Genomic DNA, 25,555 nt, shown 5'->3' on the forward strand with positions numbered 1-25,555 from the left:
TGCTGCGTACCAATTGGGACAGGCGAAGAATACCCTGACGCATGTCCACAGGAGTGCAACAAACCCGAAAAACATTTGTTTCGTTGAGTACAAACATAAGTTTTTCGGGCAAAGGTAGTAAAGCAAGAATGTTACACAAAGGCGGCTAATATTGGATGCTTACTCATCAAATGAGGTCTGCCATTAGAAGATTGTAAGCCTATCTGTAGTTGACAACAAGTTTGTCTTCAACCCAAATCGGTCGTTAGACTTCTTTGAGATTTGCGAGCTTATTTTGAGCTTTTTTGGTTGTTTTTGAAGACGTTTAGCGAGCTAAACAACTGAAAAAAACAAACGAAAAGAGCCAAAATAAGGTGCAAAGATGAAGAAAAGCATCACATCTAAACGCTTTAAAAAGCCTTTGCGGGCTAATGCCCGATTTGGGTTCAATTGATAACAAGGTCGGTCTTAATTGAATACACGGCTGTAATGAGCGGGTTTACAACTGCGCCATTAATTGTTCCCAATTGTCTGCCAATACACGAATAGAGGGGAAAAGCGTGTGTGCGCCTTCGTCTAAGAGGGCAGTATCGGGCAAAGGACCACTATTGACAGCTATCGTAAAACATTTTGCAGCCACGCCAGCACGCACACCAAGGGGAGCATTTTCTACTACGATGCCTTCCCAAGGAGCGAAGTTTCCAGCCTTGCGAAGTCCTGTAAGATAGGGTTCAGGATTAGGTTTGCCACGTTTTACATCAAAGGCGGTGGTTACTTGTTCGATGGTGAGGAACTCATCAAAGTCGTTTAGCAAACGTTGGATTAACGCTCGCTGTCCACTACCTGTAACAACACCAATTCTAAGACCGCTTTCACGAATTTTGCGCATCAAGTCTACCACACCATCAAATATCTTTGGGGTTTCCATTGTGTGAAAATAAGCCGCCTTAGTTTGATAGATATGTTCTGCTTCTTCCTCTGTCAAATCCTTATCAAGCTGCATTTTGGCATAACGAGTTACGGTTTCAACCCCTCTTGCACCCTCCGTAGCATACGAATCTTCAGCGGTGAAGTGCATACCATACTCTTTCATAGCTCGTTGCCAAGCCTTTGCGTGGTTGGGCATAGAGTCGTAAAGCACGCCATCCATATCAAATAAAACTACACGAGGCGCAAATGGCTGTGCAGAAGTTGCGTTGTAATCCTTGATAGCTGTTGTAAACATAGTTGTAGTATAGGTTTGCTTTGTCGGACGGGTCAGACTTGTCGGACGGGTCAGACAAATCCGACAAAGCAAAAACTTATCCTTCGGGTTATAAGAACTTACTCTTTGGTTTATAAATGTTCTCTTATTGCTGCGCTTTCAGCCTCGTATCCTGGCTTATTGAGCAAAGCAAACATATTCTTTTTATAAGCTTCTACACCCGGTTGATTGAATGGATTAACGGCTTGAACAAGTCCGCTGATACCACAACCTATCTCAAAGAAATAGATGAGTTGACCCAAATAATACGCATTCAATGTAGGTAGGGTTAAGCGAATATTAGGTACGCCACCATCAACGTGAGCCAAACGAGTGCCGAGTTCTGCCATTTTATTCACCTCGTCCACACGTTTTCCTTCCAAGAAGTTCAATCCGTCAAGGTTCTCTTCATCGTGTGGGAAAAGCAATTGATGGTTAGGTTGTTCCACAGAGATTACGGTCTCGAAGATAGAACGTTCACCCTCTTGAATCCATTGACCCATAGAATGAAGGTCGGTGGTGAAGTCGCACGCTGCAGGGAAGATACCTTTAAGGTCCTTACCTTCGCTTTCGCCGTACAATTGTTTCCACCATTCAGCCATAAAGTGGAGCTTTGGCTGGTAGTTGACCATTATTTCAATCTTCTTTCCTGCGTGTTGATAGAGCGATTGGCGCACTGCTGCATAGCGAGCCGCAATGTTTTGAGCAAAAGGAACTTCAATAGAAGTCTGCTTTTCCATATCTGCTGCACCCTTAACAAGAGCTTCTATATCGAAACCAGCCACAGCAATAGGCAACAAACCTACGGGTGTGAGCACTGAGAAACGACCGCCTACGTTGTCAGGAATAACAAATGTCTTATATCCTTCCTGTGTTGCAGCTTTACGAGCAGCACCCTTTACCGCATCGGTAATGGCTACGATAACTTCTTTGGCTTCGTCTTTACCACGCTGAAGTTCGCACTGTTTCTTCAACAAGCGGAAAGCAAGAGCGGTCTCAGTAGTAGTACCCGACTTTGAAATATTGATAACACCAAACTTCTTGTCCTTCAAATACTCGGTCAACTCATAGAGATAGTCCTCGCTGATGTTGTTTCCTGCAAAAAGAATGACAGGGTTTTGCTTGTCGTTGATGAGTTGTGAAAAACTATTGCTTAATGCTTCGATAATGGCACGAGCACCCAAATAAGAGCCACCAATACCTGCAACAACTACCACTTCACACTTTTCGCGCAAAGTATTGGCAACTGTCTTAATCTCTTCTATCAATGCCGACTCCACGATTTGTGATGGTAAATGCAACCAACCCAAGAAGTCGTTGCCTTCGCAAGTAGCGTCTTCAAGTGCTTTCTGTGCAGCTGCTACCTGTGGAGCAAATGCTTCTACTGTACCAGGGGTTAAAAATTGTACAGCCTTTGTAATGTCTAACTGAATACTTTCCATATCTTTTTATCTTTATCCTTAAACGTTCTTTCTGTTATCTGAACGAGTCTGTGAGTAGTTTAATCTCTACTTGCGGACTTATTCCTTCATATAAAATGTTGTAAACGGCATCTAAGATGGGCATATTGACGTGCAAATGGCGATTAATCTCTTTCATACACTTTGTTCCGAAATAGCCCTCTGCTATCATTTCCATCTCCATTTGGGCTGACTTCACGCTATATCCTTTGCCTATCATCATACCAAATGTGCGATTACGGCTGAAGTTGCTATATCCCGTAACCAATTGGTCGCCAAGATAAACGCTATCCGTCATTGTGCGTTTGATGGGGTTGATGCTTACCAAAGCTCGTTCCATTTCCTGCATAGCATTAGAAATGATCACTGCCTGAAAGTTGTCTCCATACTTCAAACCTGAACAAATGCCTGAAGCAATGGCATAAACATTCTTCAAAACCGAAGCATATTCGATGCCGAGAACATCTTCCGAAACCTTGGTTTTTACATAGTCGGAGGTTAAAACTTCGGTCAATGCTTCTGCCTTGTCCGTATCTTCGCACCCCACAGTAAGGTAAGTCAATCGTTCCATTGCCACCTCTTCAGCGTGCGATGGTCCTCCGATAACTGCCAAGTTTTCATCGGGTACGCCCAAAACCTTGTGGAAATATTCCGAACACACCAAGTTTTCGTCAGGCACAATACCCTTGATAGCCGTTGCAATGAACTTATCGTGCAACTTAGTCTTCACTTTCTTCAAAGTAGACTTGAGATAAGGCGATGGTGTTACAAAGATTAACGTGTCGTAATCCTGCACAATACGATTAATATCAGATGACAAATGCAATTCGTTTATATCGAAATGCGCACTTGTAAGATAAGACGGATTGTGTCCAAGTCGCTTGAATTTCTCAATTGTTTCATCACGGCGGATATGCCAACCGATATGGTGGGTATGTTCCACAACAATTTTTGCAATTGCCGTAGCCCAACTTCCGCTACCAATGATAGCAATATTTCCTAAGTCGTACATAAGTCTATATAGAATAAAAGGAGCATAAGAAGGGCTTTCCTCCTTAAACTCCTACTATTTTTACTGTGCCTTATCTATCCACTGTTGTATCTTGTCTACCGATGGTTTATCGTAGCCGAGCTTGTATTTCTTGTTGATTTCGCCCAACTTCTGCTGAAGTCCTTGCGCTTTTTCGTCCTTGATATTCTGAATAAGATTGAAACCGCACTTGCGCAGAACGTAAACCCATTCTTCGCTTACCCCGATTTCAGCCCACTCCTTGATGCTACTTTGTGGCATCTTTGCCTCTGGCTTCATCTGTGGGAAGAGCAACACTTCCTGAATGTACTCCTGACCTGTCATCAACATCACAAGGCGGTCGATACCGATACCGATACCCGATGTAGGAGGCATACCATACTGAAGCGCACGGAGGAAGTCTTGGTCGATAATCATTGCTTCGTCGTCTCCATTATCAGCCAATCGCATTTGCTCCTTGAAGCGTTCCTCTTGATCGATTGGGTCGTTAAGCTCAGAGTAAGCATTTGCCAACTCCTTACCATTTACCATCAACTCGAAACGCTCTGTAAGCCCTTCCATAGAGCGGTGCTTCTTGGTCAATGGCGACATCTCAACAGGATAATCGGTGATGAAGGTAGGCTGTATGAATGTGCCTTCGCAGAACTCTCCAAATATTTCGTCAATGAGTTTGCCCTTACCAAAAGTAGCATCAATGCCTTCCATCTTCAATTCGTCCACTGCAATGTGGCGTATTTCGTCTTCCGACTTACCATATAGCTCGAAACCTGTCTTTTCCTTGATAGCCTCTAAGATAGGCAAACGACGGAATGGAGTTTTAAAGCTGATGAGGTTATCGCCCACTTGTATTTCTGGCTTACCATTCACTTCGATACAGATTTTCTCTATCAACTGCTCGGTAAAGCTCATCATCCAGTTGTAATCCTTGTACTGAACATAAAGCTCCATACAAGTAAACTCTGGGTTGTGGAAACGGTCCATACCCTCATTGCGGAAGTTTTTACCAATTTCGTACACACCTTCAAAACCACCAACGATAAGTCGCTTCAAATACAACTCGGTGGCAATACGCATATACATATCGGTATTGAGCGCATTGAAGTGAGTAATGAACGGACGAGCACTTGCTCCACCTGCAATGGTCTGCAAGGTTGGAGTTTCTACCTCTGTATAACCAGCCTCGTCAAAGAAACGGCGCATCGTACGCAATACGGTTGCACGCTTTAGGAAGGTATCTTTTACGCCCTCGTTTACGACAAGGTCAACATAGCGTTGACGGTAGCGAAGCTCTGGATCGTCAAACTTATCGTAAGCCACACCATCTTTGTACTTCACTACAGGCATAGGCTTCAAGCTCTTTGAAAGCAATGTTATCTCTTCAGCGTGTACAGATATTTCGCCCATTTGGGTCTTAAACACAAAGCCCTTGATACCAACAAAGTCGCCAATATCAAGTAGTTTCTTGAAGAGTACGTTGTAAGTATCTTTGTTTTCGCCCGGGCAAAGCTCGTCACGAGTTACATATACCTGTATTCTGCCCTTACTATCTTGGATTTCAGCAAACGAGGCTTTCCCCATAACACGGCGACCCATTAGTCGACCTGCTATAACTACCTGTCGCTTTTCGTCTTCTTTAAATTCCGATTTTATATCCGTTGAGAAAGCGTTGGTTGGAAACTCTGCTGCAGGATAAGGGTCAATGCCCAAGTTGCGCAGCTCTTGCAAGCTCTGACGGCGTATAATCTCTTGTTCTGATAATTCTAAAACGTTCATTGTTTTATTTTGATGAATTTAATTCTTTTTATTTTGTGCAAATTTACTAAATTATTTGCAAACAACTCTTCTTTTTATGTTTTTTATAATATGGTGTAGCACGAAAGGGGCAAAAAAGATAAAAACAAAACTTTGTTAAAATCCCATCTTATACGTTAAAAACATCATTCATATTTCGCACATACGCAAACAAAAAGAGAGTTGTAAGCAAACAGAAGAGTTATGCGTGTGCAAGTGTAACCTACAGAACATCAACGCTATATGAAGAAAAGTAAGATTATGTGCAACTATCAACCGCCAATAGCAAGGAAGAATAAAGCAATAGAACCAACAAACAGGTGAGAAAAGCACCTAAAAAGTGGCGTTTGGGAAGTTCAGAGTTGAACTTTGGGAGGCTCATAGTTGAACTTTGGAAAGGCAAAACATATATGTTTGGCAAAGTCAAAGTAGAACTATGGAGTAAGAAAAGTTTACGTTTGGAGTTTTAGAACACTAATCAAGAGGTATAAAACAATCCTATTTCAACATTTTAAGTGTTAAATGACAGATTATTTATTTCGTATTTGGCACAGTATTTGTTATCCTTACAACGTTTATTCCTAACTCGGATAGAGGGTTAAATCCAAATCGAGCGATTTGGGTTTAACCGCTTTCTTCTAACTTTTTGGCAAAAACCATTACAAAGTTATTTTAAATAGCAATATTTTACTTAACTTTGTAGTCGTACATTTATTTATATATAAGAAATAACAAAGATGAAAAAACTAATATTATCCCTATTCCTTATGGGAACGATAGCTATCCCTTCGAATGCAATTCAGCCTATTCCAAAAATTTGGGCAATGTCGCAAAGCGATGGTACTAAGGTAAACGTGCGTGCGCACGGCGAAGGACACGTGGCATTTTTTACAACGCTCGATGGCAAAATCTTGGTACAGAATGGTGGCGATAACTTATATTATGCCGTAATGAAAGATGGCAAATTGGTATCGTCGGGCATATTGGCACACGACGCTGACAACCGCAGTGCTGAAGAGGTGGCTTTCTTGAACGAAACTCGCACCGAAACACGATTGGACGAATTGGCAGACTTTCGCATCAATCATACTCGCAAGGCTAACCCACGTATAATAGCTGCATCTACAACTGACGGACTTGGCGAATACAATAAGCGTTCGAGAGGTTCTGTGAATAGCATTGGAAGTACTAAAGTGCCTGTAATCTTGGTCAACTTTGCTGACACAAAATTGCAACCAACTACTACTGTAGAGAAAATGACACGCTACTACAACGAGGTAAACTATAAGGAAGAAACTGACTGCGAAGGTTCAACAAGAGACTATTTTGTTGCACAAAGTCGTGGAAAATTCGTTCCTAACTTCGTAGTTTTAGGTCCTGTAACCGTACCAAATAGCTATAGATATTATGGCAAAAACGATCAAAATGGAAACGAGCCTAATGTAGAGTTTCTTGTGGTGGATGCTGTAAAGGAAGCTATGAAACAGGGTATCGACTTTAAGGAGTTTGCCAACAGCGAAGGCAATGTAGAATTGATTACTGTGCTCTATGCTGGTAAAGGTGAAGCGACAGAGGAACCAATAGCAAAGTATGACGACTTGGTATGGCCTTGCCAAAGCGACTTCGAAAAGGATATAGATGGCGTTCACTTCAAATCATTCTTTGTAGGTAATGAACTTGAGAACAACAACGAATTGATGGGTATGGGCGTATTCTGCCATGAGTTTGGCCACGCTTTAGGCCTTCCCGACTTTTACAATACATTGGGCGACGACTATATTGGCAACCCCTTCGGTATGTGGTCGATTATGGATTGTGGGGCGTATGTAAAGAATACACGCTCGCCAATAGGTTACACTGCTTACGAACGCTCGTATATGGGTTGGCTCAAGATAAAAGAACTAACCGAAGCACAAACAGTAACGCTATCGCCTGCAAAGGACGAAGATGGCGACTTGGCGGTGGTAATACGTAACCCAAAAAACCGAAATGAATACTACATCTTAGAAAACCGATACCCTGACACGTGGTATCCAGAGTCTTACTATGACAGCAGAGGCAAGGTAAGCTTTGGTAACGGACTAATGGTGAGCCACTATGCGTATGATGAGTCGGCGTGGAAAGAAAACTTTGTAAACATTCGCCCTAATGCACGTCGCGCGCACATTATTAATGCAGATGATGCAGCATTGGACTTCAATGCAAGCAAAAGCAATCTTTACGGTGATAAGGTAAAAGAGATACTCGCATTCAAGAGCATCAACAGAACCAATATTACTGATATACCTATTTACAACATTGAAGTGTTGGAAGACGGAAAGATACGTTTCAATTATAAAGACCCTAATGGTGCAAACGGCATAGAAGAAATAAATGCAGAAACAGCCAACAACGCTGACGAAGCTTACTACGACTTGATGGGTCGCAAGATAGAAAAGCCTACACGTGGTATCTATATCCACAAAGGCAAAAAGGTAGTAGTGAAGTAAGAATTTACACCTTATTAATATATGACAAAGAAGGCAGCCTGCACATAGCGGCTGCCTTCTTTATTGTTTAAACCCAAATCGGTCGTTAGCCCGCAAAGGCTTTTTAAAGCGTTTAGATGTTATGCTTTTCTTCGTCTTTGCAACTTATTTTGGCTCTTTTCATTTGTTTTTTCAGTTGTTTAGCTCGCTAAACGTCTTCAAAAACAACCAAAAATAGCTCAAAATAAGCTCGCAAATCTCGAAGAAGTCTAACGACCGATTTGGGTTAAAGATAAAGACGAGATACTTATTCGTCCGTTATTGACTTCATATTCTTAACTGCTTTTTCCACTCCTTCGGCAAGCTTGGGAACAGTATTTGGGCGTGATACATTATGACTATCAAATAGTTTTTTACTTTCGGTAGCAATGTCTTCTTTGTCTATAATCTCATAATCGAGTACAAAAAACTCTCCGTAGATGCTCATCGCTCTATCCTTTGTATCTCCTTTGTCTTTTACTATCACATCTGTATGACCCGATATGCTTATCAAGTCGCATACGCTGTGTGCACCATTGGGGTTGTATCGGTATATTTCGTTGCGCTTTGTATTCTTTATCACAAATCGCTTTAAGCCTATGAGTTTTCCTAAAAGACTAAGATTTAAGCCTTTCGCTGTCTCTGCGCTATCATTTTCAAACCACAACGAACTGAGTTCTATGGTTTTATTTTCAGCTCCTGTATGCACTTTCACCTTCTTATAACGCTTATCCTTATTCACCAAGATGGTGTCGCAGTGGGGGCGGAGGTGCTCGGTGGGATAGTGATTGATTTCTACTTTGTATTCGGGCTCTACAAAAGCACAGTCGGCTAACTTTGAAACATTGGGCAACTTCCCATCTTTGCGCAGTTGTATATCGGCTGCATAATACATTGGGCTGTTTAGTGTTGTTACTCTCGGACGCCCATTCTTCATCTTAAAGTAATGGTTGGCTATGCCTTGCTTATAGTAACATATTTTTCCGCCTTCGTCAATGTAGTATCTAAAAAATCCCTTCAGCTTCATATACCCATTAGGATTTGAACCTACACTCACCTCTTTTAATGCGTAGGTAATGGGCAGCATACCTATTAAGCTGTCTTTCTGCTGAGATAGGTCTACAGAGTAGGGTTCGTAGCCGATGTGAGTGATAGATATTTTTCCTTTGGCTTGGAGGGCTGAGGCTGGCAATTCACCTCTTTCGGTAGTTGTACCAAGGGTATTGCCTGCTTCGTTGTGCAGGGTGGCATAAGCTATGGCTGCCCCGTCTTGAATGTCTACTACTCTGTATTGCGCCATTGAGATAGTGCTAAAAAAGAGCAGAACGGATGTAAGTGATGTTTTCATTTGCATTAATGATAGTTTTTTAAATTGGTTTTGGCTGGTTCTATAAATTAGCTTTGTTAGATTTTGAGCTTATTTTTGAGGTCAAAATGCAAGAGCGTGAAGGAGTGTAGCGAGCTACACGACTGAACGAACTTACATTTTGAACCAAAAACGGAGCAAGCCGAATGCAATCAAACTTGTTTGAATGGTTGAGGCGCAGCCTGTTTTATATAAAAAGAAGCCAAAAGACAACAAAACGTATTTCATAAAAATTTAATAACGATATGCGGTGGTAACTTATAGAACCAGCCTTTTAAGTTTTCTATTTCATTTATCGCCTTGCTGTAACGTGTATGCAATGCTGATTGGGTTCGTATATTGCCCAACAGTCGCCATTTTTACGCAGGTCGAAAATGATTTTACCAAGAATATTACACATCGTGTTATTGTCTACAGGGTCGCCCTCCATACCTATTCTATTAAAGCGAGTGTAGCTAAGGTCGAACGATGTGGCATACAAGTGTGAAGAATTGGTGGCAGCATTGCCATTCACACGGCGCAGTTTACCAATGTCTTCACGGGTACGGAGCATTGATGTGGAAATGATACGATGGGGTCGGTAGCCTAAACGGGCTAATTCTCGCTGAAATCGCTTGCCTATCTCCTTCAACAAGCCCTTTGCACCAGCAGTGAGAAAAGGCGATGAATGTTCCATTGGATCGAGCAGATAATACTTATTAGACCTTATCTTCCTTAGGCTTCGCCCCTTCCTTCTCAACTGCTTGCGAGTTTCTATGGGTTTTATACCATATTCTTTGGCTGCTTTAGGTATCTCGCCCTGAAGGTCACAAAAGTGGTATTGCGCAGACAAGGCTGCATCGTCTTTGCGGAAAGTTGTACTTTCGCCCGTAAACTTGCTACTTCCGCACGATACAACGGCTGTTAAGAGCAAGCAGAAAGCAACACCCCAAATAGCTTTAGTGCTGCGTTTGGAAGGTGCAACTTCTTGTTGAACAGCGTTATATATAGAGTTATGTTGGTTTATTCGTATCATATTCAAAGCGATTCGATAATAACATCTGCCACGTCCTTAGGTTCGTTGAAAAGCATACCATCGAGCAAATCTTCATCATCAATAGAATTGAGCAATTCTATTGCCGTATGTTCGTCTATCATAGGTTCGCCACTTTTTGTGATTCGGGTGAGTAAATCGTCTAATATAAGTTGTTTGTATTCTTGCAAATCCATAGTTTCAATGTCTTTAAAATGGGTTTCTCATTATCTATTCGCAAAGATACATATTATTATTGATAACCCATACAACGATGAACTATAAAACTATAAGCAAAGAAAAATACCTAATAATGAGCATTAATGAAAGTATTTAAACCCCATTTTTGCAATGTAAAGATGACAAAAACGGAAGCAAAAATACCTACTATTAGGTATTAAAAACGATAAAAAGCCTATTTTATGCACATCTCGCAAATGATGTGCAATGCAAAATACCAATATATAAGTATTGTGTAAATGTTACAAACGAAGTAACTTTGCAAACCTAAATACAACATAACTAATCATTGTGTGAGAAACACACACATGGTTAATAATACTCATTTAAACTTTCTAAACTGTTATGAGAAAAGAATGGAGAGGTTTCACAGGCACTAAATGGCTTGATGAAGTAAACATGCGCGAGTTTATTCAGGCGAATTACACATCATTCGATGGTGATGAGTCGTTCCTCGCAGAACCAACAGATGCAACAAACAAACTTTGGGGCAAGTTGAAAGAACTTCAGAAGGAAGAGCGTGCTAAGGGTGGTGTTCTCGATATGGAAACCGAAATTGTTTCAAGTATGACAGCATACCCTGCTGCATATATCGATGAATCGCTCAAGGATTTAGAAAAGGTTGTTGGTCTTCAGACCGATAAGCCTTTGAAGCGTGCCTTTATGCCATACGGTGGTATTAAAATGGCTGAACAGGCTTGTACCACATACGGCTATCAACCTTCAGAAAAACTCCACGAAATATTCACAAAGTATTGCAAAACTCACAACGACGGTGTGTTTGATGCGTACACAGACGAAATGAAAATCGTTCGTCACAACCACATTCTTACAGGTTTGCCTGATACATACGGTCGTGGTCGTATCGTAGGCGACTATCGTCGTGTTGCACTTTATGGTATCGACTTCCTCATCGAAGAGAAAAAGAAAGACTTGAAGAACTGCGGTTGCGGTGAAATGCAAGACCATATTATCCGCCTTCGTGAGGAAATTTCAATGCAAATCAAGGCATTGAAAGAAATGAAAGAGATGGCTAAGATTTATGGTTACGACATCTCTCAGCCTGCAAACAACGCTCGCGAAGCTGTACAATGGTTGTACTTTGGCTACTTGGCAGCTATCAAAACACAGAATGGTGCTGCAATGTCAGTAGGTCGTGTGTCTACCTTCCTCGATATTTACATTACACGTGATATGGCTGAAGGCACATTGACAGAGGCGGAAGCACAGGAACTCATCGACCACTTGGTTATGAAGTTCCGTATGGTGAAGTTCGCTCGTATTCCTTCTTACAACCAACTCTTCTCTGGCGACCCTGTATGGGCAACATTGGAAGTAGGTGGTTTGGGTATGGACGGACGTTCAATGGTAACAAAGAACGACTTCCGTTTCCTCCACACATTAGAGAATATGGGACCATCACCAGAGCCAAACCTTACCGTGCTTTACACACCTGCACTTCCTGAAAACTTCAAGAAGTATGCAGCTAAGATTTCGGTTACAACAAGCTCTATCCAATACGAAAACGATGAAGTGATGCGTCCTGTATGGGGCGACGATTACTCTATCTGCTGCTGCGTATCGGCAACACAGACTGGTAAAGAAATGCAATTCTTCGGTGCTCGTGCAAACTTGGCTAAGTGTTTGACATACGCTATCAGCGGTGGTGTTGACCACAAGACTCGCGAACAGTGTGGTCCTGCACTCCGTCCTATCGAAGGCGACGTTGTTACCTACGACGAATTTATGCCTAAGTTTATGGATATGATGGAATGGTTGGCAGGTGTTTACGTGAACACATTGAACCTTATCCACTATATGCACGATAGATACTTCTATGAAGCTGCAGAATTGGCACTTATCGATACAGACGTACGCCGCACATTTGCTACTGGTATCGCTGGTTTCAGCCACGTTGTAGACTCTATCTCTGCAATCAAGTACGCTAAGGTGAACATCATTCGCGACGAAACAGGCTTCCCTCTCGAGTTCAAGACCGAAGGCGAGTTCCCTAAATATGGTAATGATGACGACCGCGCTGACGAAATTGCAGTATGGTTGTTGAAGACCTTCATCGGAATGATTAAGAAGCACCACACATACCGTAACTCTGAGCCAACAACAAGTATTCTTACCATTACTTCAAACGTGGTTTATGGTAAGTACACAAGCTGTATGCCTGACGGCCGTCCTGATGGTTCGCCATTGGCACCTGGTGCAAATCCATCTTACGGAGCTGAACAGAATGGTCTCCTGGCATCATTAAACTCTGTGGCTAAGATACCTTACGAATATGCTCTCGATGGTATTTCTAACACTCAAACTATTGCTCCAAGCACATTGGGTAAGGACGACGAAGAACGTACAAACACCCTCGTAGGTGTAATGGACGGATACTTCAGCCGTGGTGCTCACCACTTGAACGTAAACGTATTCGGTGTAGAAAAGCTCATTGATGCAATGGAACACCCAGAGAAGGAAGAGTATGCTAACTTCACAATCCGTGTAAGTGGTTACGCAGTGAAGTTTATCGACCTTACTCGTGAACAGCAGATGGACGTTATCGCTCGTCAGGCGCACGGAAAGATGTAAAATATAGATGTATTCACAGCAATGTATATCTAATGGAACTCGACATATCGAGCCCCTACAATATAAAATGTAGAAATATTCCATAGAGTACAAATACATCAAAACAATAAGGAGGGTGTGTCAAAATAGGCACATCCTTTTTTTATCACAAAGCCCCGACTTTCTCAAACCAGGGCTTTGCTATTTCCTAAAGGTTTTGTACCTTTAGGCAAAAATAAATCATAATTATGGCAAAGTTTAACTTTTGTCCTTACATACTCAACCAAATGTTGCTTTTTCCGCAGCAAATCGATAAAGATATTGCTCCGAACGACCCTGTTCGGTTGTTAAATGTATTAGTGGATAATCTGGATTTAACTAATTTTTATCAACTTTATAATGCCGACGGGCGCAATCCTTATCACCCCAAGATGCTGCTAAAGGTTGTTCTTTACGCTTATATGCACAACATTTATTCTTGTCGCTGTATGGAGCGCTTACTCCTACGGGATATTCACTTCATTTGGCTCGCTGGTTACGAGCAACCTTGCTTTGCTACCATTAATCGTTTTCGCAACCGATTGCAGTATGAAATCGATAATATCTTTACACAAATCATCCTTATACTTTCAGAGAAAGGGTTTTTGAGCCTTGAAACAGCGTATATTGACGGTACAAAAATAGAGTCGAAAGCTAACAAGTACACCTTTGTTTGGCGTAAAAGTGTAGAGTTCAATCGTGCTAAACTCCTTAAAAAAATAGAGGTGTTGATTTCACAGATTGATGATGTTATCGCCCAAGACAATGCAGCCCAAGAAGAGGTAATAGAAACAACAAGGAGGACGATTACTACGTTTGCTCAATGGGTCAGCATATGAAATACGTCGGTTATAAACGCATCGTTACAGATAGCAGCTTCGTTACATACAACGCTAAATATCAAGCTCAAAGGTGTGAAGACCACCCATTGAGAAGTCTGTGTTTTAAGGCAAAAGGAGACAGAATAATAGAGGTAAATCATCAGTTAGAAGCCTACAAACAGAAAGCACGAGAACTTCTAACCTTCCCCAAAGGTATCAAGCATCGAGGGCGAAGAGGCATTGAACCAGAAGCGGTCTTTGGACAGATGAAATTTAACAAAGCCTACAAACGCTTCAGACATTTTGGAATAGACAAGGTCAGAATGAACTTTACCTTCTTTGCCATAGCATTAAACATAGCAAAAATGTGCAAAAAGCTCACGACAAAGGAGATAAGATCACTTATAGCCTCATTTAGGGATGCCTTTTTGTCCATTTTTAGCCTTTATGAACGATTGATAATGCCCAAAAGTAATTTTACACTTAAAAACGCAGCATAAAGCTAAAAAAATAGAGAGAGAAGAAGAGTAAAGAGAAGAAAGAATAAAAAAGAGGAGGTGCCTATTTTGACACACCCCCTTTTTATACACCCAACAACAAGAACGTGAAAACAAAACTTTCACGTTACGAAATCAAAAAAAAACATTATGAGCGAAACCACCGTTGAATATAACACAGACGAACTTTTGCATACAGACGGCACAATACGAGCACGTGTTCACTCTATCGAAACTTTTGGTTCGGTAGATGGTCCAGGTATAAGATTTATAGTTTTCCTAAAAGGTTGTGCGATGCGTTGCCGCTATTGCCACAATCCTGACACGTGGGAACCTCAATCCGACCAGCTAATGACTGCCAACGAACTTCTTGCGCAAGCGGTACGTTACAAAAGTTATTGGGGAAAAAATGGTGGTATAACTGTAAGCGGTGGCGAATCGTTATTGCAAATAGACTTCCTCATCGACTTCTTCCGAAAGGCTAAAGCGCAAGGCATCAACACCTGCTTAGATACTTCAGCCCAACCTTTCCGCCGTAATGGTACTTTCTTTGCTAAGTTTGAAGAATTGATGCGCTATACCGATTTGTTATTGTTCGACATCAAACACATCGACTCCGCTGAACATAAGAAACTTACAGGTTGGCCAAATGAGAACATATTAGACTGCGCTCGCTACCTTTCCGATATAAACAAGCCCATTTGGATACGTCACGTATTGGTGCCAACCATCACTGACAAGGACGAATACCTTTACCAATTGCGTGCCTTCATCGAAACATTAAACAATGTAGAAAAGATAGAAGTACTCCCCTACCATTCACTCGGTGTGTACAAATGGGAAAACTTGAACATTCCGTACACCCTCAAAGACATTCCAGAGCCTACACCCGAAAGCGTAAAACACGCAGAACAGATACTCAAAGGCGAGGCATAAAACAGCAAAAGAAGACTTATTCATACAACAAAAGGCAGCTCACGGCTGCCTTTTATTGTTTTCATACCTACCAAATTAGACGTTCTAACTATCATTTTTTTACCCAAACCGTTCGTTAGACTTCTTCGAGATTTACGAGCTTATTTTGAGCTATTTTTGGTTGTTTTTGAAGACGTTTAGCGAGCTAAACAACTGAAAAAAACAAACGAAAAGAGCCCAAATAAGGTGCAAAGACGAAGAAAAGCATAACATCTAAACGCTTTAACCCAAATCGGTCGTTAGAATGAGAATGTATTTTGCGATTATGTTGAGATTTATTTTGCATATATCAAAGGAGCATAGCGGGCTATGTGACTGCAGATATAGGTAAAATAAAGCCAAAATAATCCAAAAGACATCTCATAAGTTTCAAAAATAATGAAGTAAGCACTTAAACTGGTCTAACGACCGATTTGGGTTTAAAAAGCCTTTGCGGGCTAATGACCGCTTTGGGTTTAACTATCCGATATAACTTTTCAACGCCTCCACATAGTCGGCAAAGGCTTGCTTACCTTTAGGCAGAATACGGCAAGTGGTGCGAGGGCGCTTACCAAAGAATGCCTTCTCGCTTTCTATATATCCTGCCTTTTCCAACTTATCGAGCTGCACACTAAGATTGCCCGATGTAGCTTGCGTCTTCTCTTGAATATATACAAAGTCGGCTTCCTCGATATTGATAAGCAGAGACATCACCGCCAAGCGTAGCTCACTATGAAGTAAGGGGTCTAACGACTGAAACATAAGCTATTCCCCACCCTCTTTATTCGTTTTGCGAAGCTGAAAATAGCTAAACATATCATCAAAAACACTCTCTAAGAGAATAGCCGAAAAGAGGAAATGAAAAGTAAGTCGCATCGTTTCTCCGTCATTAATCAATTGCATTACCGCCAAGAATAAATTAACGAAAGGATAAAACTCTTTCAAACTTTGACGAGCAAACGACTTGGCAACGATGATGGCGAGGCACAAACTAAATATAGATAAACAAAGTTCATTTTTAACTGAATCGTAAAAAGCAAACATCAGCGCAGTGGTCATAAAAGTAATGCTATTCCACGACTTATAGATGTTTCGCTCAAGATAATTCATCGTTTTGCGACGCTTCTTAGGCTGAACATACGTAATGCCATAGGTCAACCAACTCAAAACGGGTACAGCAGGCCACGCATAAACAAAAACATCGCTCACAAGATAAGTAAGCGCATAAATAACAGCAGAAAGCAATCCCCACACATTAATGAAATTGATGGGTTGCAAACGTACAGCCACATTATCCTTCATCATTCGGTTGATTACTCTTAAACTCTCCTCAGGACTTAATTCCTTTTCCTCCATAGTGTTCAAAATATTAAAGTTTAGAGTTTTATAAAGATACTGCAAAGATAAGCAATTTTATTTTGTAAAGTATAATATTTGAACAAAAAATCCCAAGAAACACATTTTATTAAAGTTTTACTCCTTGATCTTCTGCTGTTTAAGTTTATTTTCGTATCTTTGCAGTCCATATAAACTTATGCGTAGCGTGAAAATTAAGGAAGTTATCGATGCCCTTGAACAATTTGCGCCCCTGCCCTTACAGATGAGCTATGATAATGCTGGTCTGCAAGTTGGATTGACAGAGGCGGAAGTATCAGGGGCTTTATTGTGCCTTGACGTCACTGAACAGATAGTAGACGAGGCAATAGCATTAGGCTGCAATCTCATCGTAGCCCACCACCCATTGATATTCGGAAAACTTACCCAAGTTTCCGACACTACATACGTGCAACGCTCTATTATTAAGGCGATTAAGAACGACATTACCATCGTTGCAATGCACACCAATCTTGATGCAGCCATAGGCGGTGTAAACTACAAAATAGCCGAAAAATTGGGCTTAACCAACCTCCGCTTCTTTGGAAAACAACAAACTTTAAAGACCCCAACGGGCGAGATAATAGGTGGAGAAGGCGTCATAGGCGAATGGGAAGAAGGCGTGGCAGCAGACGACTTTGTGTTGCTCTTGAAGCGAACCTTCAACGTAGAATGTGTACAAGCCAACCAACTCTTGCGCCGTGAAATAAAACGTGTGGCACTGTGTGGAGGCTCAGGAGCTTTCCTCCTTGGCAATGCCATTGGCGAAGGTGCAGATGCGTTCGTCACAGGCGAGATGCACTATCACGACTACTTCGGACACGAACAAGAGATACAAATCTGCACCATCGGACACTATCAGAGCGAACAATACACCAACGAGGTGTTACAAGACATCATACAGCGTGAGTGCAAAGGCGTAAAAACCTATCTCACACGCACCAACACCAACCCCATTATCTACCTACAATAGATAAGGTGAAACAAGAAAAGAAACAAAGCAAACAACAACATAAACATTTACAACAATGGCAAAGAAAGACCCTAAAGAATTGTCAGTAGAAGAGAAACTGAAAAATCTTTATCAGTTGCAGAGCACACTTTCGGCTATCGACGAGAAGCGTGCATTGCGTGGTGAATTACCATTAGAGGTACGCGACCTTGAGGACGAAATCGCAGGATTGAACACTCGTATCGAAAAAATAAAGTATGAGATTGACGATTTCCAGCACGCTATCGCTCAGAAGAAGGGCGACATCGAAGAGGCTAAAGCAAGTTTGGAACGCTACAACAAGCAGCTCGATATGGTGGCTAATAACCGCGAATACGACACGCTGACAAAGGAAATAGAGTACCAAACATTGGAAGTGGAACTTTGCAAAAAGAAGATAGACGAAGCACAAACTCGCATTCGCGAACGCCAGGACGACTTGGCGCGCAACGAAGAAATGCTCGAAGACCGCTACAAGGCAATAGAAGAAAAACGTGCCGAACTTGAAGAAATTATGCAAGAAACACGCGATGAAGAAGAAGACTTGAAGGAAAAGGCTGGCGAATTGGAAACAAAAATCGAGACAGGCTTGCTCCGTAGCTTCAAGCGTATTCGCAAGGGTGCTCGCAATGGCTTGGGCATTGTGTACGTACAGCGTGATGCGTGCGGTGGTTGTTTCAACAAAATCCCACCTCAGCGTCAATTGGACATCAAGATGCACAAGAAGATTATCGTGTGCGAATATTGCGGACGTATCCTCATCGACCCAGAATTGGCAGGTGTAAAGATTGAAGCTGCTGAAGAAAAACCAAAGAAAAAGAGAGTTACTCGCAAGAAGAAGGAAGAAGGAGAAGATTAATCCTCAAATACTCACAACAGAAAAAATGCGTTTCAAGTCTGCCTTGAAGCGCATTTTTCGTTTCATATCAACAGCATTTCTACGCACCACCCACAGGCGCACTATTTAGTCTCCCCTTGAAAAGTATTTAACCATCTGGTTATCAATAAAATAATCGTTCTCAAACTTGCATATTTCTACAAAGTTTTGTATCTTTGTATAGTAAAATCTTGCAATTCAACGATGTATAAATCTCCATCCAAAGTCCGTCAGGCATCATTATTCTGGGATCTTGAGACAATGCTCTCTCCCAAGAATTCCCTGTACAAGTTAGCCAATCTGATTGATTGGAATCTGTTTGAGCAGTCTTTTGCCCCTCTTTACAGCAAGGACACTGGCCGTATGGCCAAGCCCATCCGTCTGATGGTCGGTCTGCTGATCTTGAAACACCTTCGTGACGTTTCAGACGAGAGCGTCGTGGAGCAGTTCTCGGAGAACGCCTACTTCCAGTATTTTTGCGGGATGGAGGCATTCCGCACCGACGCTCCCTGCGTTCCCACCGAGCTTGTCGAGTTCCGCCGTCGCATCGGTGAATCTGGCATGGAGCTGATACTCAAGGAAAGCATCCGCATCAATCTTTTAATCGGCGACCACAGAAAAGAGGAGATGCAGGGGAAAGACGGCAAGGATGGACGTGGACGCAAGCCCGATGCGGAGCATACCGCATTCATCGACACGACGGTGCAGGAGAAGAACGTGACCTTCCCCACGGACTCGAAACTCCTGAACAAGGTGATAGCCTTTTGCCACAGCGTGGCGGAGAAGGAAAACCTCAAGGTCCGCCAGAGCTATGCCAAGGAGATAAAGGAACTGAAGCTCGTTCAGCGCTTCAGGGGTAGGAAGAACAGCAAGGCCAAAGTCAGGAAGGCCGACAAGCGGATGCGCACCATTGCGGGCAGGTTGCTCAGGGAGCTGCTTCGCCTGCTGCCCGATAGAAATGCCTACCAGAAGCGGATTGACATCTGCATGAGGCTTGTCAACGGCGAGCGGTTGGACGGCCATAAGATCTACTCGCTTCACGAGCCAGACGTGCTTTGTATCAGCAAGGGAAAAGAGGGCAAGAAGTACGAGTTCGGCAACAAGGTTTCCATCGTCAGACTATGGGACGGACTCATCATCGGCGCGCTGTCATTCCGCAATGAGTATGACGGCCATACGATAGACAAGGCAATGGAGCAGGTCAGGCGGCTGTATGACAGGAAAATAAAAACACTTGCCTGCGACAGGGGATACCGAGGACAAAGTATGAGCGGGCAGACACAAATCATAATTCCGGACACGCCCAAGAAAACAGACTCACGGTACGCCAAGAACAAAAAGCACAAACTCTTCCGCAAGCGGGCAGGAATAGAGCCTGTCATTGGCCACTGCAAGGCAGACCACCGGTTGGGGAGGAACTTCTACAAGGGTCTCTTCGGAGACTCCATCAATGTCATGCTTGCAGCTGCAGCATTTAACTTCAAAAGAGCCATGAGGCTTCTTTTGTGCCTAATTGAAAGAGTGATTATGTGGTGCTGTGGAAGACAAGAATTAAATTTTCAACACCAATTCTTCCCGCAGGGCTATATGAAAAAATGCGATGTCGCCTTTTTGAGGGTCGACTATTTAACATTTCAATTCCTCAAATAGAGTTGTTCTGTTTGCCTCATAATATCACCTAAAACACATATCACCCATACTCAAAATACCAAAGTTCAACTCTGACGCTGCTAAACATATATGTTTTACACCCTCAAAGTTGAACTTTCAGAGCCCAATAGTTGAACTTTCAGCTCACTAAAAAGCAAAAACAAGCCCTCTTTCTATTCTAATACACCTTTTTATTCTTCTATATTTTGAAAAATATAGTCGTGTTTTAATACAAAAAAGCTACGTATTTTAACTATCTGTATGATTATCAGCTATTTACAAAACAACGCTCATAACTCTCATATTTACGAAGAACTTGCCATTCGTTCCCAAATACGAGAAATATGACAGACGATTTTAACAAAAGCCTATCATAAATCAGAAAAACAAAACAATAGAAAGAACAAAACTACGAAACTTAGTTCACCGAGTTCTGCTTCTTGAGGAGTTAGAAGGAGTTAAGCGGAGTTACCGCTCGTTCCTCGCTCGGAGTTAGAGCCAAATGTTATGTTGGTGTTTTGTCAGACAAGTCGGACGCGTCTGACCCGTCTGACTCGTCCGACTTGTCCGACTTGTCTGACCCGTCCGACTTGTCTGACCAATTCCCCAAAACTACCCCCACAATACATTTGATTCTAACTCCCCGTAACTCCTTTAACCCCTAAACAAAAATAGGAACTCGAGAACGTGATAAGCGGAACTCGATACGTGTTGATGAGCTTGCGAATAAATCGAGCCTCTACATTACCCCACAAACATTGGGATTAAACTCCTTGACAAACCAAACGAATTTTAAGCTAATTAAGATGTATATAAAACGTAGACTGTAACCACCTATTTGGGTTAAAAAAGATAAAACCACTACCTTTATTCTTTCTCTTTTCGTACCTTTGCATAAAAATAGGAATGAGAGTTTTACTCACAGATAACACTATTTTTGAGAGAAATAATAATAAGTAATTATTAAATAGGTAAAAAGATGCAAGTAAAAAATAAGATTGCTGCATTAGCAGTTGGTGCTTTGCTCACCACAAGTTTGGTTTTCGCAACCACAGCTACCGACAATGTGATGTACAAACAGACAGACGGAACATACGTTATCAACACAACATCGCTCACACCTAAGGTAAAAGGATTTAAGGGAGCTACCCCCGTAAAAGTTTACATCAAGGGCAACAAAGTGGTAAAGGTAGAAGCACTTAAAAATCAAGAAACCCCAAAATACTTTAATCTTGTAGCACAAAAAATGTTACCTAAGTACACGGGAACAAAGATTACAAAGACCGCAAATATAGATGGCGCAACAGGCGCAACCTACTCATCGAAAGCCATAAAAGCTAACGTTGAGGCTGCCATAAAATACTATAAAGCAAACAAGTAATAAGCATAAAAAAAATCGGCAGATAGGTAATACTTCTGCCGATTTATGATATCAGCACATAGCGCCTTGATGTCCTGTTCCACTTCGCTGTACAGAGATAAACCTGAAGACAAACGCTTTTATCCCAAATCGGTCATTAACCCGCAAAGGCTTTTTAAAGCGTTTAGATGTTATGCTTTTCTTCGTCTTTGCACCTTATTTTGGCTCTTTTCGTTTGTTTTTTCAGTTGTTTAGCCCACTATGCTCCTTTGATATATGCAAAATAAATCTCAAAATAATCGCAAAATACATTCTCATTCTAACGACCGATTTGGGATAATGTGGAGTCAAATTGCTCCATAAGCCGAAAATAATCCCCAAAAAGGAGTGCGCCTCTCAGATTTAATTTGTATCTTTGCTATGTCTATCGTCGGATTCTCTTGTTTTTTTGCAACACTAAGATAAGTGAAAATTCTGACATAGCAAAATCCTGAGCCGCTCGGCTCTGCCGCTTGCCAAAGCAAGAACTTGTTGTTGATCAGATACTTAAAAAGTTTAATTTATAATAGTGTTGCGGAATTAAGGGGGAAGAATAATCTTTAATGGTTGCTAAACGCTGCTTAGCGGTAAAGACCATCTCGACAATCAATACAGACGCAATGAAACGACTCCTATACCTTTTCTTTCTGCTCTTGCTGTTTGCCTGCTCGCCTCATAATGGGCAGGATACGCTGACGGCTACAGACTCTCTTCTTACAATTCGACCCGACAGTGCATTGATGTTGCTTGAGAAGATGCAGAATATCGGGCAAATGAACGAGACTGGTGTGATGCATTATGTATGGAATCGTGCGATGGCGCACCAGGCAATGGGGATGTCGTTGGAGGAAGATAGTCTCACGCCTAATGCCGTTGCCTATTATCGACAGCATAATGACATGACGAGATTGCTCGATGGTTATTTGCTGAAAGCCTCCTATTTGCGATGGACGGGACATAATAAGGATGCCCTGTCTGAACTGGAGGAGGGAATAATGGAAGCCAAACGAAGGGGAAATGAAGTCAAATTGCTCGCGCTGGTCAAACTGAAGATAGACTTGCTCACCCTTTCTAACAATCATGCTGATGCCGCACAAACCGCTTATACCATCCTCAATGGGCATTACAATCTGGACAATGATGCACGGGGTAACCTGCTCTTCTTCTTGGGACTGAACCTATCCTTGCTCAACGACAAGCAAGCTGACCGATATTATAATGAGAGTATCCAGTTGGCATTGGCTTCTCATAAAAAGGAAGTGGCTGCTGAGCGTATTCGTACCTACGCAGAATCCTTGGCGGAAAAAGGCGAATATGCGCGATCCAACCAGTATATTTCCCGCTTTCAGAAGTTAATGCCACAATATGCGGGCTATTCTGCCATCCAGCTTTCCTTGGCCAATAATTACGCCAATCTGCACCAATTGGACTCAGCACGGTATTGTCTGGAAAGAGCCAAAGCGAGTGAAAGTGAATTGGAGAAAGCTGGACAAGGCTCGCTCAGCCGTAAGGCGAGTATTGAGCAATTGCAGAATGTGCTGAATTATACTGACGGGAAAACGATATCCTCGCTTGCTTTCAGTCGTTATTGCGACTCTGTTACGACGGTCATGCTGGATAAAGAAAACACTTCTCTGCGCCGGCTGGAGGCACGCAATAAGCTGCAGGCGGAAAATTATGAGCTGCATCGCTCGCGGCTTCGTATGCTTTTGGGCATTGTGCTGCTGTTCGTCCTGCTGTTAGGTGGTGGTAGTCTCGCCTATAGGCTGTACCGTCGAAAGTACCAGCGCCTTGCGGAGGCGGAGGACTGTATCGAAACCCTCACCGAAATGCTTAACCGTATGCACGTCGAGCCTGTTGAGGAGGCGCTGCCTGCCACCGATGATGCCAACTTCTTCCGCAAGGTGTTGTTGCAACAGTTGGGTATAATCCGTCTTGTTGCCAGCACGCCGACCAATCAGAATCAAGCCCTGCTCAAGCGCATCTCCGCCATCAGCTGTGGTGAGATTCCCACGCACGACCTATTGAACTGGGATGATCTTTACCCCATCATCGACCGTCTTTACAATCAGTTTCATACCCGACTAACGCAACACTACGGCAATCTGCTTACGGAGAAGGAAACGCAGATATGCTGCCTGCTCTGTGCAGGATTCTCCACCAAGGAGATTGGGGTTGTCACCCAGCAGACGAGTGCAACCATCTATGTCCGCAAGACTTCCGTCCGCAGGAAGATTGGCGTGCCTGAGGGGGAGGATATCGTGGCTTATGTCAATGCCATTTAGTCCCTGTTAAGACACACGGCGGTGTTATTAAGATTTTTATAAAGCGTAACCATTGATAGTCTGATGGTTACGCTTTTCCTGTTAAGACTTTTCTCTTAGTCGTTTAGTCGTCATAAGATATAATTTGTGACTAACTTTGTACTGTTGATAGAGGAGTATAATCCCCCTATTCATAAGTTATAATTTAAAAAGTTTATAAAAGATGAAACAGGAAATAAACACATGTATGGCAATTGTGTGTTTTCTTTCGATTACGGCAAATGCACAAACTTTCAAAGGCAAAATCGTTAATGCCTTGGGAGAGCCTTTGCCTTATGCAAATATTTGCCTTCTTAATCAAACTGACTCCTCTTTCGTACAGGGTACAGTGTAAGCACCCAATATTAGCCGACTTTCACACCAACAAATAACCCTTATATGTCTGGCAGCATATAAGGGTTATTTGTTATTTAAAGTTTGAAGGTAGCATTTTCGTGAGTTCCTCCTCCGTCATATCTGGCAGGGGTCTTGAAAGAACTTCCTTCATCCATTTGTATGGCTCTATGTCTGCTTCCCTGCAACACGCCATAAAGGTATAGAAGATGGCGTTGTTCTCTGCTCCCTCATTGTTACCACAGAACAGGTAGNATCATAACCCTCTGGATATATCTCCGTCACCTGTCGCTCTATATTCTCGGGAACATAGGAGGCGTAGGCCCTACCCTTTCTGGAAGGACGGCTCACACGGCGTGATGACCTGCGTTGTCCGGCCTGCTGTTTTATCTCCTTGATGATGGGAAGGGCTTCTACCTGAGCCAGGGAGCCCTCTTTGGCCCACTGCTCGTCAAAAAGCGTACCCGCCCAGNCTCCACGTCCTCGGGTGGTGCTTTCTTGTGTTTGAGGTTTTCCTCCAACTCATAAAGCGTGGCTATCGTTTCGATGATATGGGCGGCGTTTTTATCGTCAGCCGCCAGATGTTCGAACTTACGTCTCACGTGTGCCATACATCCTAACAGCACGATGCCCTGAACGTTCTCAAACCTACTGTAGACCTCATACCCATCAGACTGTATGGCACCCTGATAGCCCTTGAACAGCTCATCTGCCACAGAACCCGAGCGAGAACCGTCCTTCCAATGGAAGAACACACCCTGGGAGTGCATGGCGTCACGCACGCCCCACAGGTATCCCTTGCGCGTCTTTCCCTTGCGGTCGGCAACCCGTACGCTGGTCTCGTCAACTTGAAGGTAAGGACTTTGCAGGATCTGCCTTACTTGAAGTTTATAAAGCGGATAAAGCGCATCGGCGGCATCGTGAACCCAGCTGTTGACGGTTGAGGTGGGGATGTTCACGCCCAGTTCCTTCCATCTTTCACATTGCCTATACTCGGGCTGGTGATAGGCGAACTTGGCGGTGATGATTTCGGCGAGCAGGGAAGCGTCGGCAAAACAATCCACCGCTTGCTTTTTCAAGGGGGCTTCCAGGATGTC

General features: G+C 42.7%; 21 protein-coding genes and 1 pseudogene. 10 read left to right on the forward strand and 12 right to left on the reverse strand.

From position 1 onward, the window contains the following. Positions 1 to 478: 478 nt before the first annotated feature. Genes CZ367_RS00010 through lysS form a run of 5 tightly spaced genes read right to left on the reverse strand, consistent with a single transcriptional unit; the run spans position 479 to position 5,485 of the window. On the reverse strand, positions 479 to 1,189 hold the full coding sequence (locus tag CZ367_RS00010; RefSeq protein WP_237581759.1) for an inorganic diphosphatase: 711 nt from the start codon (positions 1,187 to 1,189) through the stop codon (positions 479 to 481). Beyond that, positions 1,131 to 1,271 (reverse strand): hypothetical protein, encoded by a 141-nt coding sequence (locus tag CZ367_RS16025; protein ID WP_237581414.1) that lies wholly within the window; start codon positions 1,269 to 1,271, stop codon positions 1,131 to 1,133. The genes CZ367_RS00010 and CZ367_RS16025 overlap by 59 nt, the downstream gene beginning before the upstream one ends. A gap of 43 nt (positions 1,272 to 1,314) precedes the next feature. Next, entirely contained in the window at positions 1,315 to 2,664 is a 1,350-nt protein-coding gene (locus CZ367_RS00015; RefSeq protein ID WP_077195188.1) for a glucose-6-phosphate isomerase, read from the reverse strand. Between the two features lie 34 nt (positions 2,665 to 2,698). Beyond that, positions 2,699 to 3,694, reverse strand: a complete 996-nt coding sequence (locus tag CZ367_RS00020) for an NAD(P)H-dependent glycerol-3-phosphate dehydrogenase (RefSeq protein WP_077195189.1) — start codon at positions 3,692 to 3,694, stop codon at positions 2,699 to 2,701. Positions 3,695 to 3,754: 60 nt separating this feature from the next. Further along, positions 3,755 to 5,485 (reverse strand): lysine--tRNA ligase, encoded by a 1,731-nt coding sequence (lysS, locus tag CZ367_RS00025; RefSeq protein ID WP_077195190.1) that lies wholly within the window; start codon positions 5,483 to 5,485, stop codon positions 3,755 to 3,757. 755 nt (positions 5,486 to 6,240) lie between these two features. Between lysS and CZ367_RS00030 the strand changes: the two genes are divergently transcribed. Continuing rightward, entirely contained in the window at positions 6,241 to 7,992 is a 1,752-nt protein-coding gene (locus CZ367_RS00030; protein WP_077195192.1) for a M6 family metalloprotease domain-containing protein, read from the forward strand. Positions 7,993 to 8,278: 286 nt separating this feature from the next. Here the strand turns inward: CZ367_RS00030 and CZ367_RS00035 are convergent, their stop codons facing one another. From CZ367_RS00035 to CZ367_RS00045, 3 genes are all read right to left on the reverse strand, one after another. Then, positions 8,279 to 9,358 (reverse strand): hypothetical protein, encoded by a 1,080-nt coding sequence (locus CZ367_RS00035; protein ID WP_144005914.1) that lies wholly within the window; start codon positions 9,356 to 9,358, stop codon positions 8,279 to 8,281. 310 nt (positions 9,359 to 9,668) lie between these two features. Beyond that, positions 9,669 to 10,391: a DUF5715 family protein gene (locus CZ367_RS00040; protein ID WP_144005915.1), complete on the reverse strand. Its 723-nt coding sequence runs from the start codon at positions 10,389 to 10,391 to the stop codon at positions 9,669 to 9,671. Between the two features lie 2 nt (positions 10,392 to 10,393). Next, a complete protein-coding gene (locus CZ367_RS00045; RefSeq protein ID WP_077195196.1) occupies positions 10,394 to 10,585 on the reverse strand; it encodes a hypothetical protein in 192 nt (63 codons plus the stop codon). 388 nt (positions 10,586 to 10,973) lie between these two features. Here CZ367_RS00045 and pflB point away from each other — a divergent pair, with 388 nt between their 5' ends. From pflB to pflA, 3 genes and pseudogenes are all read left to right on the forward strand, one after another. After that, complete coding sequence (gene pflB / locus CZ367_RS00050) at positions 10,974 to 13,220, forward strand: formate C-acetyltransferase (RefSeq protein WP_077195197.1); 2,247 nt, start codon at positions 10,974 to 10,976, stop codon at positions 13,218 to 13,220. A gap of 227 nt (positions 13,221 to 13,447) precedes the next feature. Next, positions 13,448 to 14,559 (forward strand): annotated as a pseudogene (locus CZ367_RS00055) (transposase). Between the two features lie 147 nt (positions 14,560 to 14,706). After that, positions 14,707 to 15,492 carry a pyruvate formate-lyase-activating protein gene (pflA, locus tag CZ367_RS00060; RefSeq protein WP_077195199.1) on the forward strand — a complete coding sequence of 262 codons (786 nt, stop codon included), beginning with the start codon at positions 14,707 to 14,709 and terminating at the stop codon, positions 15,490 to 15,492. 498 nt (positions 15,493 to 15,990) lie between these two features. Here the strand turns inward: pflA and CZ367_RS00065 are convergent, their stop codons facing one another. Both CZ367_RS00065 and CZ367_RS00070 read right to left on the reverse strand, forming a co-directional pair. Next, positions 15,991 to 16,272, reverse strand: a complete 282-nt coding sequence (locus CZ367_RS00065; protein ID WP_077195201.1) for a winged helix-turn-helix domain-containing protein — start codon at positions 16,270 to 16,272, stop codon at positions 15,991 to 15,993. Between the two features lie 3 nt (positions 16,273 to 16,275). After that, positions 16,276 to 16,866, reverse strand: a complete 591-nt coding sequence (locus CZ367_RS00070) for a hypothetical protein (protein ID WP_077195203.1) — start codon at positions 16,864 to 16,866, stop codon at positions 16,276 to 16,278. A 178-nt stretch (positions 16,867 to 17,044) separates the two neighbouring features. Here CZ367_RS00070 and CZ367_RS00075 point away from each other — a divergent pair, with 178 nt between their 5' ends. From CZ367_RS00075 to CZ367_RS16030, 6 genes are all read left to right on the forward strand, one after another. Next, positions 17,045 to 17,857: a Nif3-like dinuclear metal center hexameric protein gene (locus tag CZ367_RS00075; RefSeq protein WP_077195205.1), complete on the forward strand. Its 813-nt coding sequence runs from the start codon at positions 17,045 to 17,047 to the stop codon at positions 17,855 to 17,857. Positions 17,858 to 17,912: 55 nt separating this feature from the next. Beyond that, positions 17,913 to 18,734 (forward strand): zinc ribbon domain-containing protein, encoded by an 822-nt coding sequence (locus CZ367_RS00080; RefSeq protein ID WP_077195206.1) that lies wholly within the window; start codon positions 17,913 to 17,915, stop codon positions 18,732 to 18,734. Between the two features lie 222 nt (positions 18,735 to 18,956). Then, the gene (locus CZ367_RS00085; RefSeq protein ID WP_237581416.1) at positions 18,957 to 20,402 is read left to right on the forward strand and encodes an IS5 family transposase; all 1,446 of its coding nucleotides are present in this window, start codon (positions 18,957 to 18,959) and stop codon (positions 20,400 to 20,402) included. Positions 20,403 to 21,381: 979 nt separating this feature from the next. Further along, on the forward strand, positions 21,382 to 21,783 hold the full coding sequence (locus tag CZ367_RS00090) for an FMN-binding protein (protein ID WP_077195207.1): 402 nt from the start codon (positions 21,382 to 21,384) through the stop codon (positions 21,781 to 21,783). 638 nt (positions 21,784 to 22,421) lie between these two features. After that, positions 22,422 to 24,086, forward strand: a complete 1,665-nt coding sequence (locus tag CZ367_RS00095) for a LuxR C-terminal-related transcriptional regulator (RefSeq protein WP_077197304.1) — start codon at positions 22,422 to 22,424, stop codon at positions 24,084 to 24,086. Positions 24,087 to 24,288: 202 nt separating this feature from the next. Beyond that, entirely contained in the window at positions 24,289 to 24,459 is a 171-nt protein-coding gene (locus tag CZ367_RS16030) for a hypothetical protein (protein ID WP_237581418.1), read from the forward strand. Between the two features lie 72 nt (positions 24,460 to 24,531). On the opposite strand, the gene CZ367_RS16375 is transcribed toward CZ367_RS16030, so the two are convergent. Beyond that, entirely contained in the window at positions 24,532 to 24,654 is a 123-nt protein-coding gene (locus CZ367_RS16375) for a hypothetical protein (protein WP_262500706.1), read from the reverse strand. 217 nt (positions 24,655 to 24,871) lie between these two features. After that, positions 24,872 to 25,522 (reverse strand): IS66 family transposase, encoded by a 651-nt coding sequence (locus tag CZ367_RS00100; protein WP_449421158.1) that lies wholly within the window; start codon positions 25,520 to 25,522, stop codon positions 24,872 to 24,874. Positions 25,523 to 25,555: the final 33 nt, after the last annotated feature.

It is taken from the genome of Prevotella ihumii (assembly GCF_900155655.1).
Classification (GTDB): Bacteria; Bacteroidota; Bacteroidia; order Bacteroidales; family Bacteroidaceae; genus Prevotella; species Prevotella ihumii.

Bases quoted from the DNA above. Each gene is read 5' to 3' on its own strand.
- pflB (WP_077195197.1), top strand. From the start codon at position 10,974: ATGAGAAAAGAATGGAGAGGTTTCACAGGCACTAAATGGCTTGATGAA.
- CZ367_RS00035 (WP_144005914.1), bottom strand. From the start codon at position 9,358: ATGAAAACATCACTTACATCCGTTCTGCTCTTTTTTAGCACTATCTCA.
- CZ367_RS16375 (WP_262500706.1), bottom strand. From the start codon at position 24,654: ATGGCGTGTTGCAGGGAAGCAGACATAGAGCCATACAAATGGATGAAG.
- CZ367_RS00020 (WP_077195189.1), bottom strand. From the start codon at position 3,694: ATGTACGACTTAGGAAATATTGCTATCATTGGTAGCGGAAGTTGGGCT.
- CZ367_RS00040 (WP_144005915.1), bottom strand. From the start codon at position 10,391: ATGATACGAATAAACCAACATAACTCTATATATAACGCTGTTCAACAA.
- CZ367_RS00045 (WP_077195196.1), bottom strand. From the start codon at position 10,585: ATGGATTTGCAAGAATACAAACAACTTATATTAGACGATTTACTCACC.
- CZ367_RS00030 (WP_077195192.1), top strand. From the start codon at position 6,241: ATGAAAAAACTAATATTATCCCTATTCCTTATGGGAACGATAGCTATC.
- CZ367_RS00015 (WP_077195188.1), bottom strand. From the start codon at position 2,664: ATGGAAAGTATTCAGTTAGACATTACAAAGGCTGTACAATTTTTAACC.
- CZ367_RS00070 (WP_077195203.1), bottom strand. From the start codon at position 16,866: ATGGAGGAAAAGGAATTAAGTCCTGAGGAGAGTTTAAGAGTAATCAAC.
- CZ367_RS00090 (WP_077195207.1), top strand. From the start codon at position 21,382: ATGCAAGTAAAAAATAAGATTGCTGCATTAGCAGTTGGTGCTTTGCTC.
- CZ367_RS00095 (WP_077197304.1), top strand. From the start codon at position 22,422: ATGAAACGACTCCTATACCTTTTCTTTCTGCTCTTGCTGTTTGCCTGC.
- lysS (WP_077195190.1), bottom strand. From the start codon at position 5,485: ATGAACGTTTTAGAATTATCAGAACAAGAGATTATACGCCGTCAGAGC.
- pflA (WP_077195199.1), top strand. From the start codon at position 14,707: ATGAGCGAAACCACCGTTGAATATAACACAGACGAACTTTTGCATACA.
- CZ367_RS00075 (WP_077195205.1), top strand. From the start codon at position 17,045: ATGCGTAGCGTGAAAATTAAGGAAGTTATCGATGCCCTTGAACAATTT.
- CZ367_RS00080 (WP_077195206.1), top strand. From the start codon at position 17,913: ATGGCAAAGAAAGACCCTAAAGAATTGTCAGTAGAAGAGAAACTGAAA.
- CZ367_RS16030 (WP_237581418.1), top strand. From the start codon at position 24,289: ATGAAACAGGAAATAAACACATGTATGGCAATTGTGTGTTTTCTTTCG.
- CZ367_RS00065 (WP_077195201.1), bottom strand. From the start codon at position 16,272: ATGTTTCAGTCGTTAGACCCCTTACTTCATAGTGAGCTACGCTTGGCG.
- CZ367_RS00085 (WP_237581416.1), top strand. From the start codon at position 18,957: ATGTATAAATCTCCATCCAAAGTCCGTCAGGCATCATTATTCTGGGAT.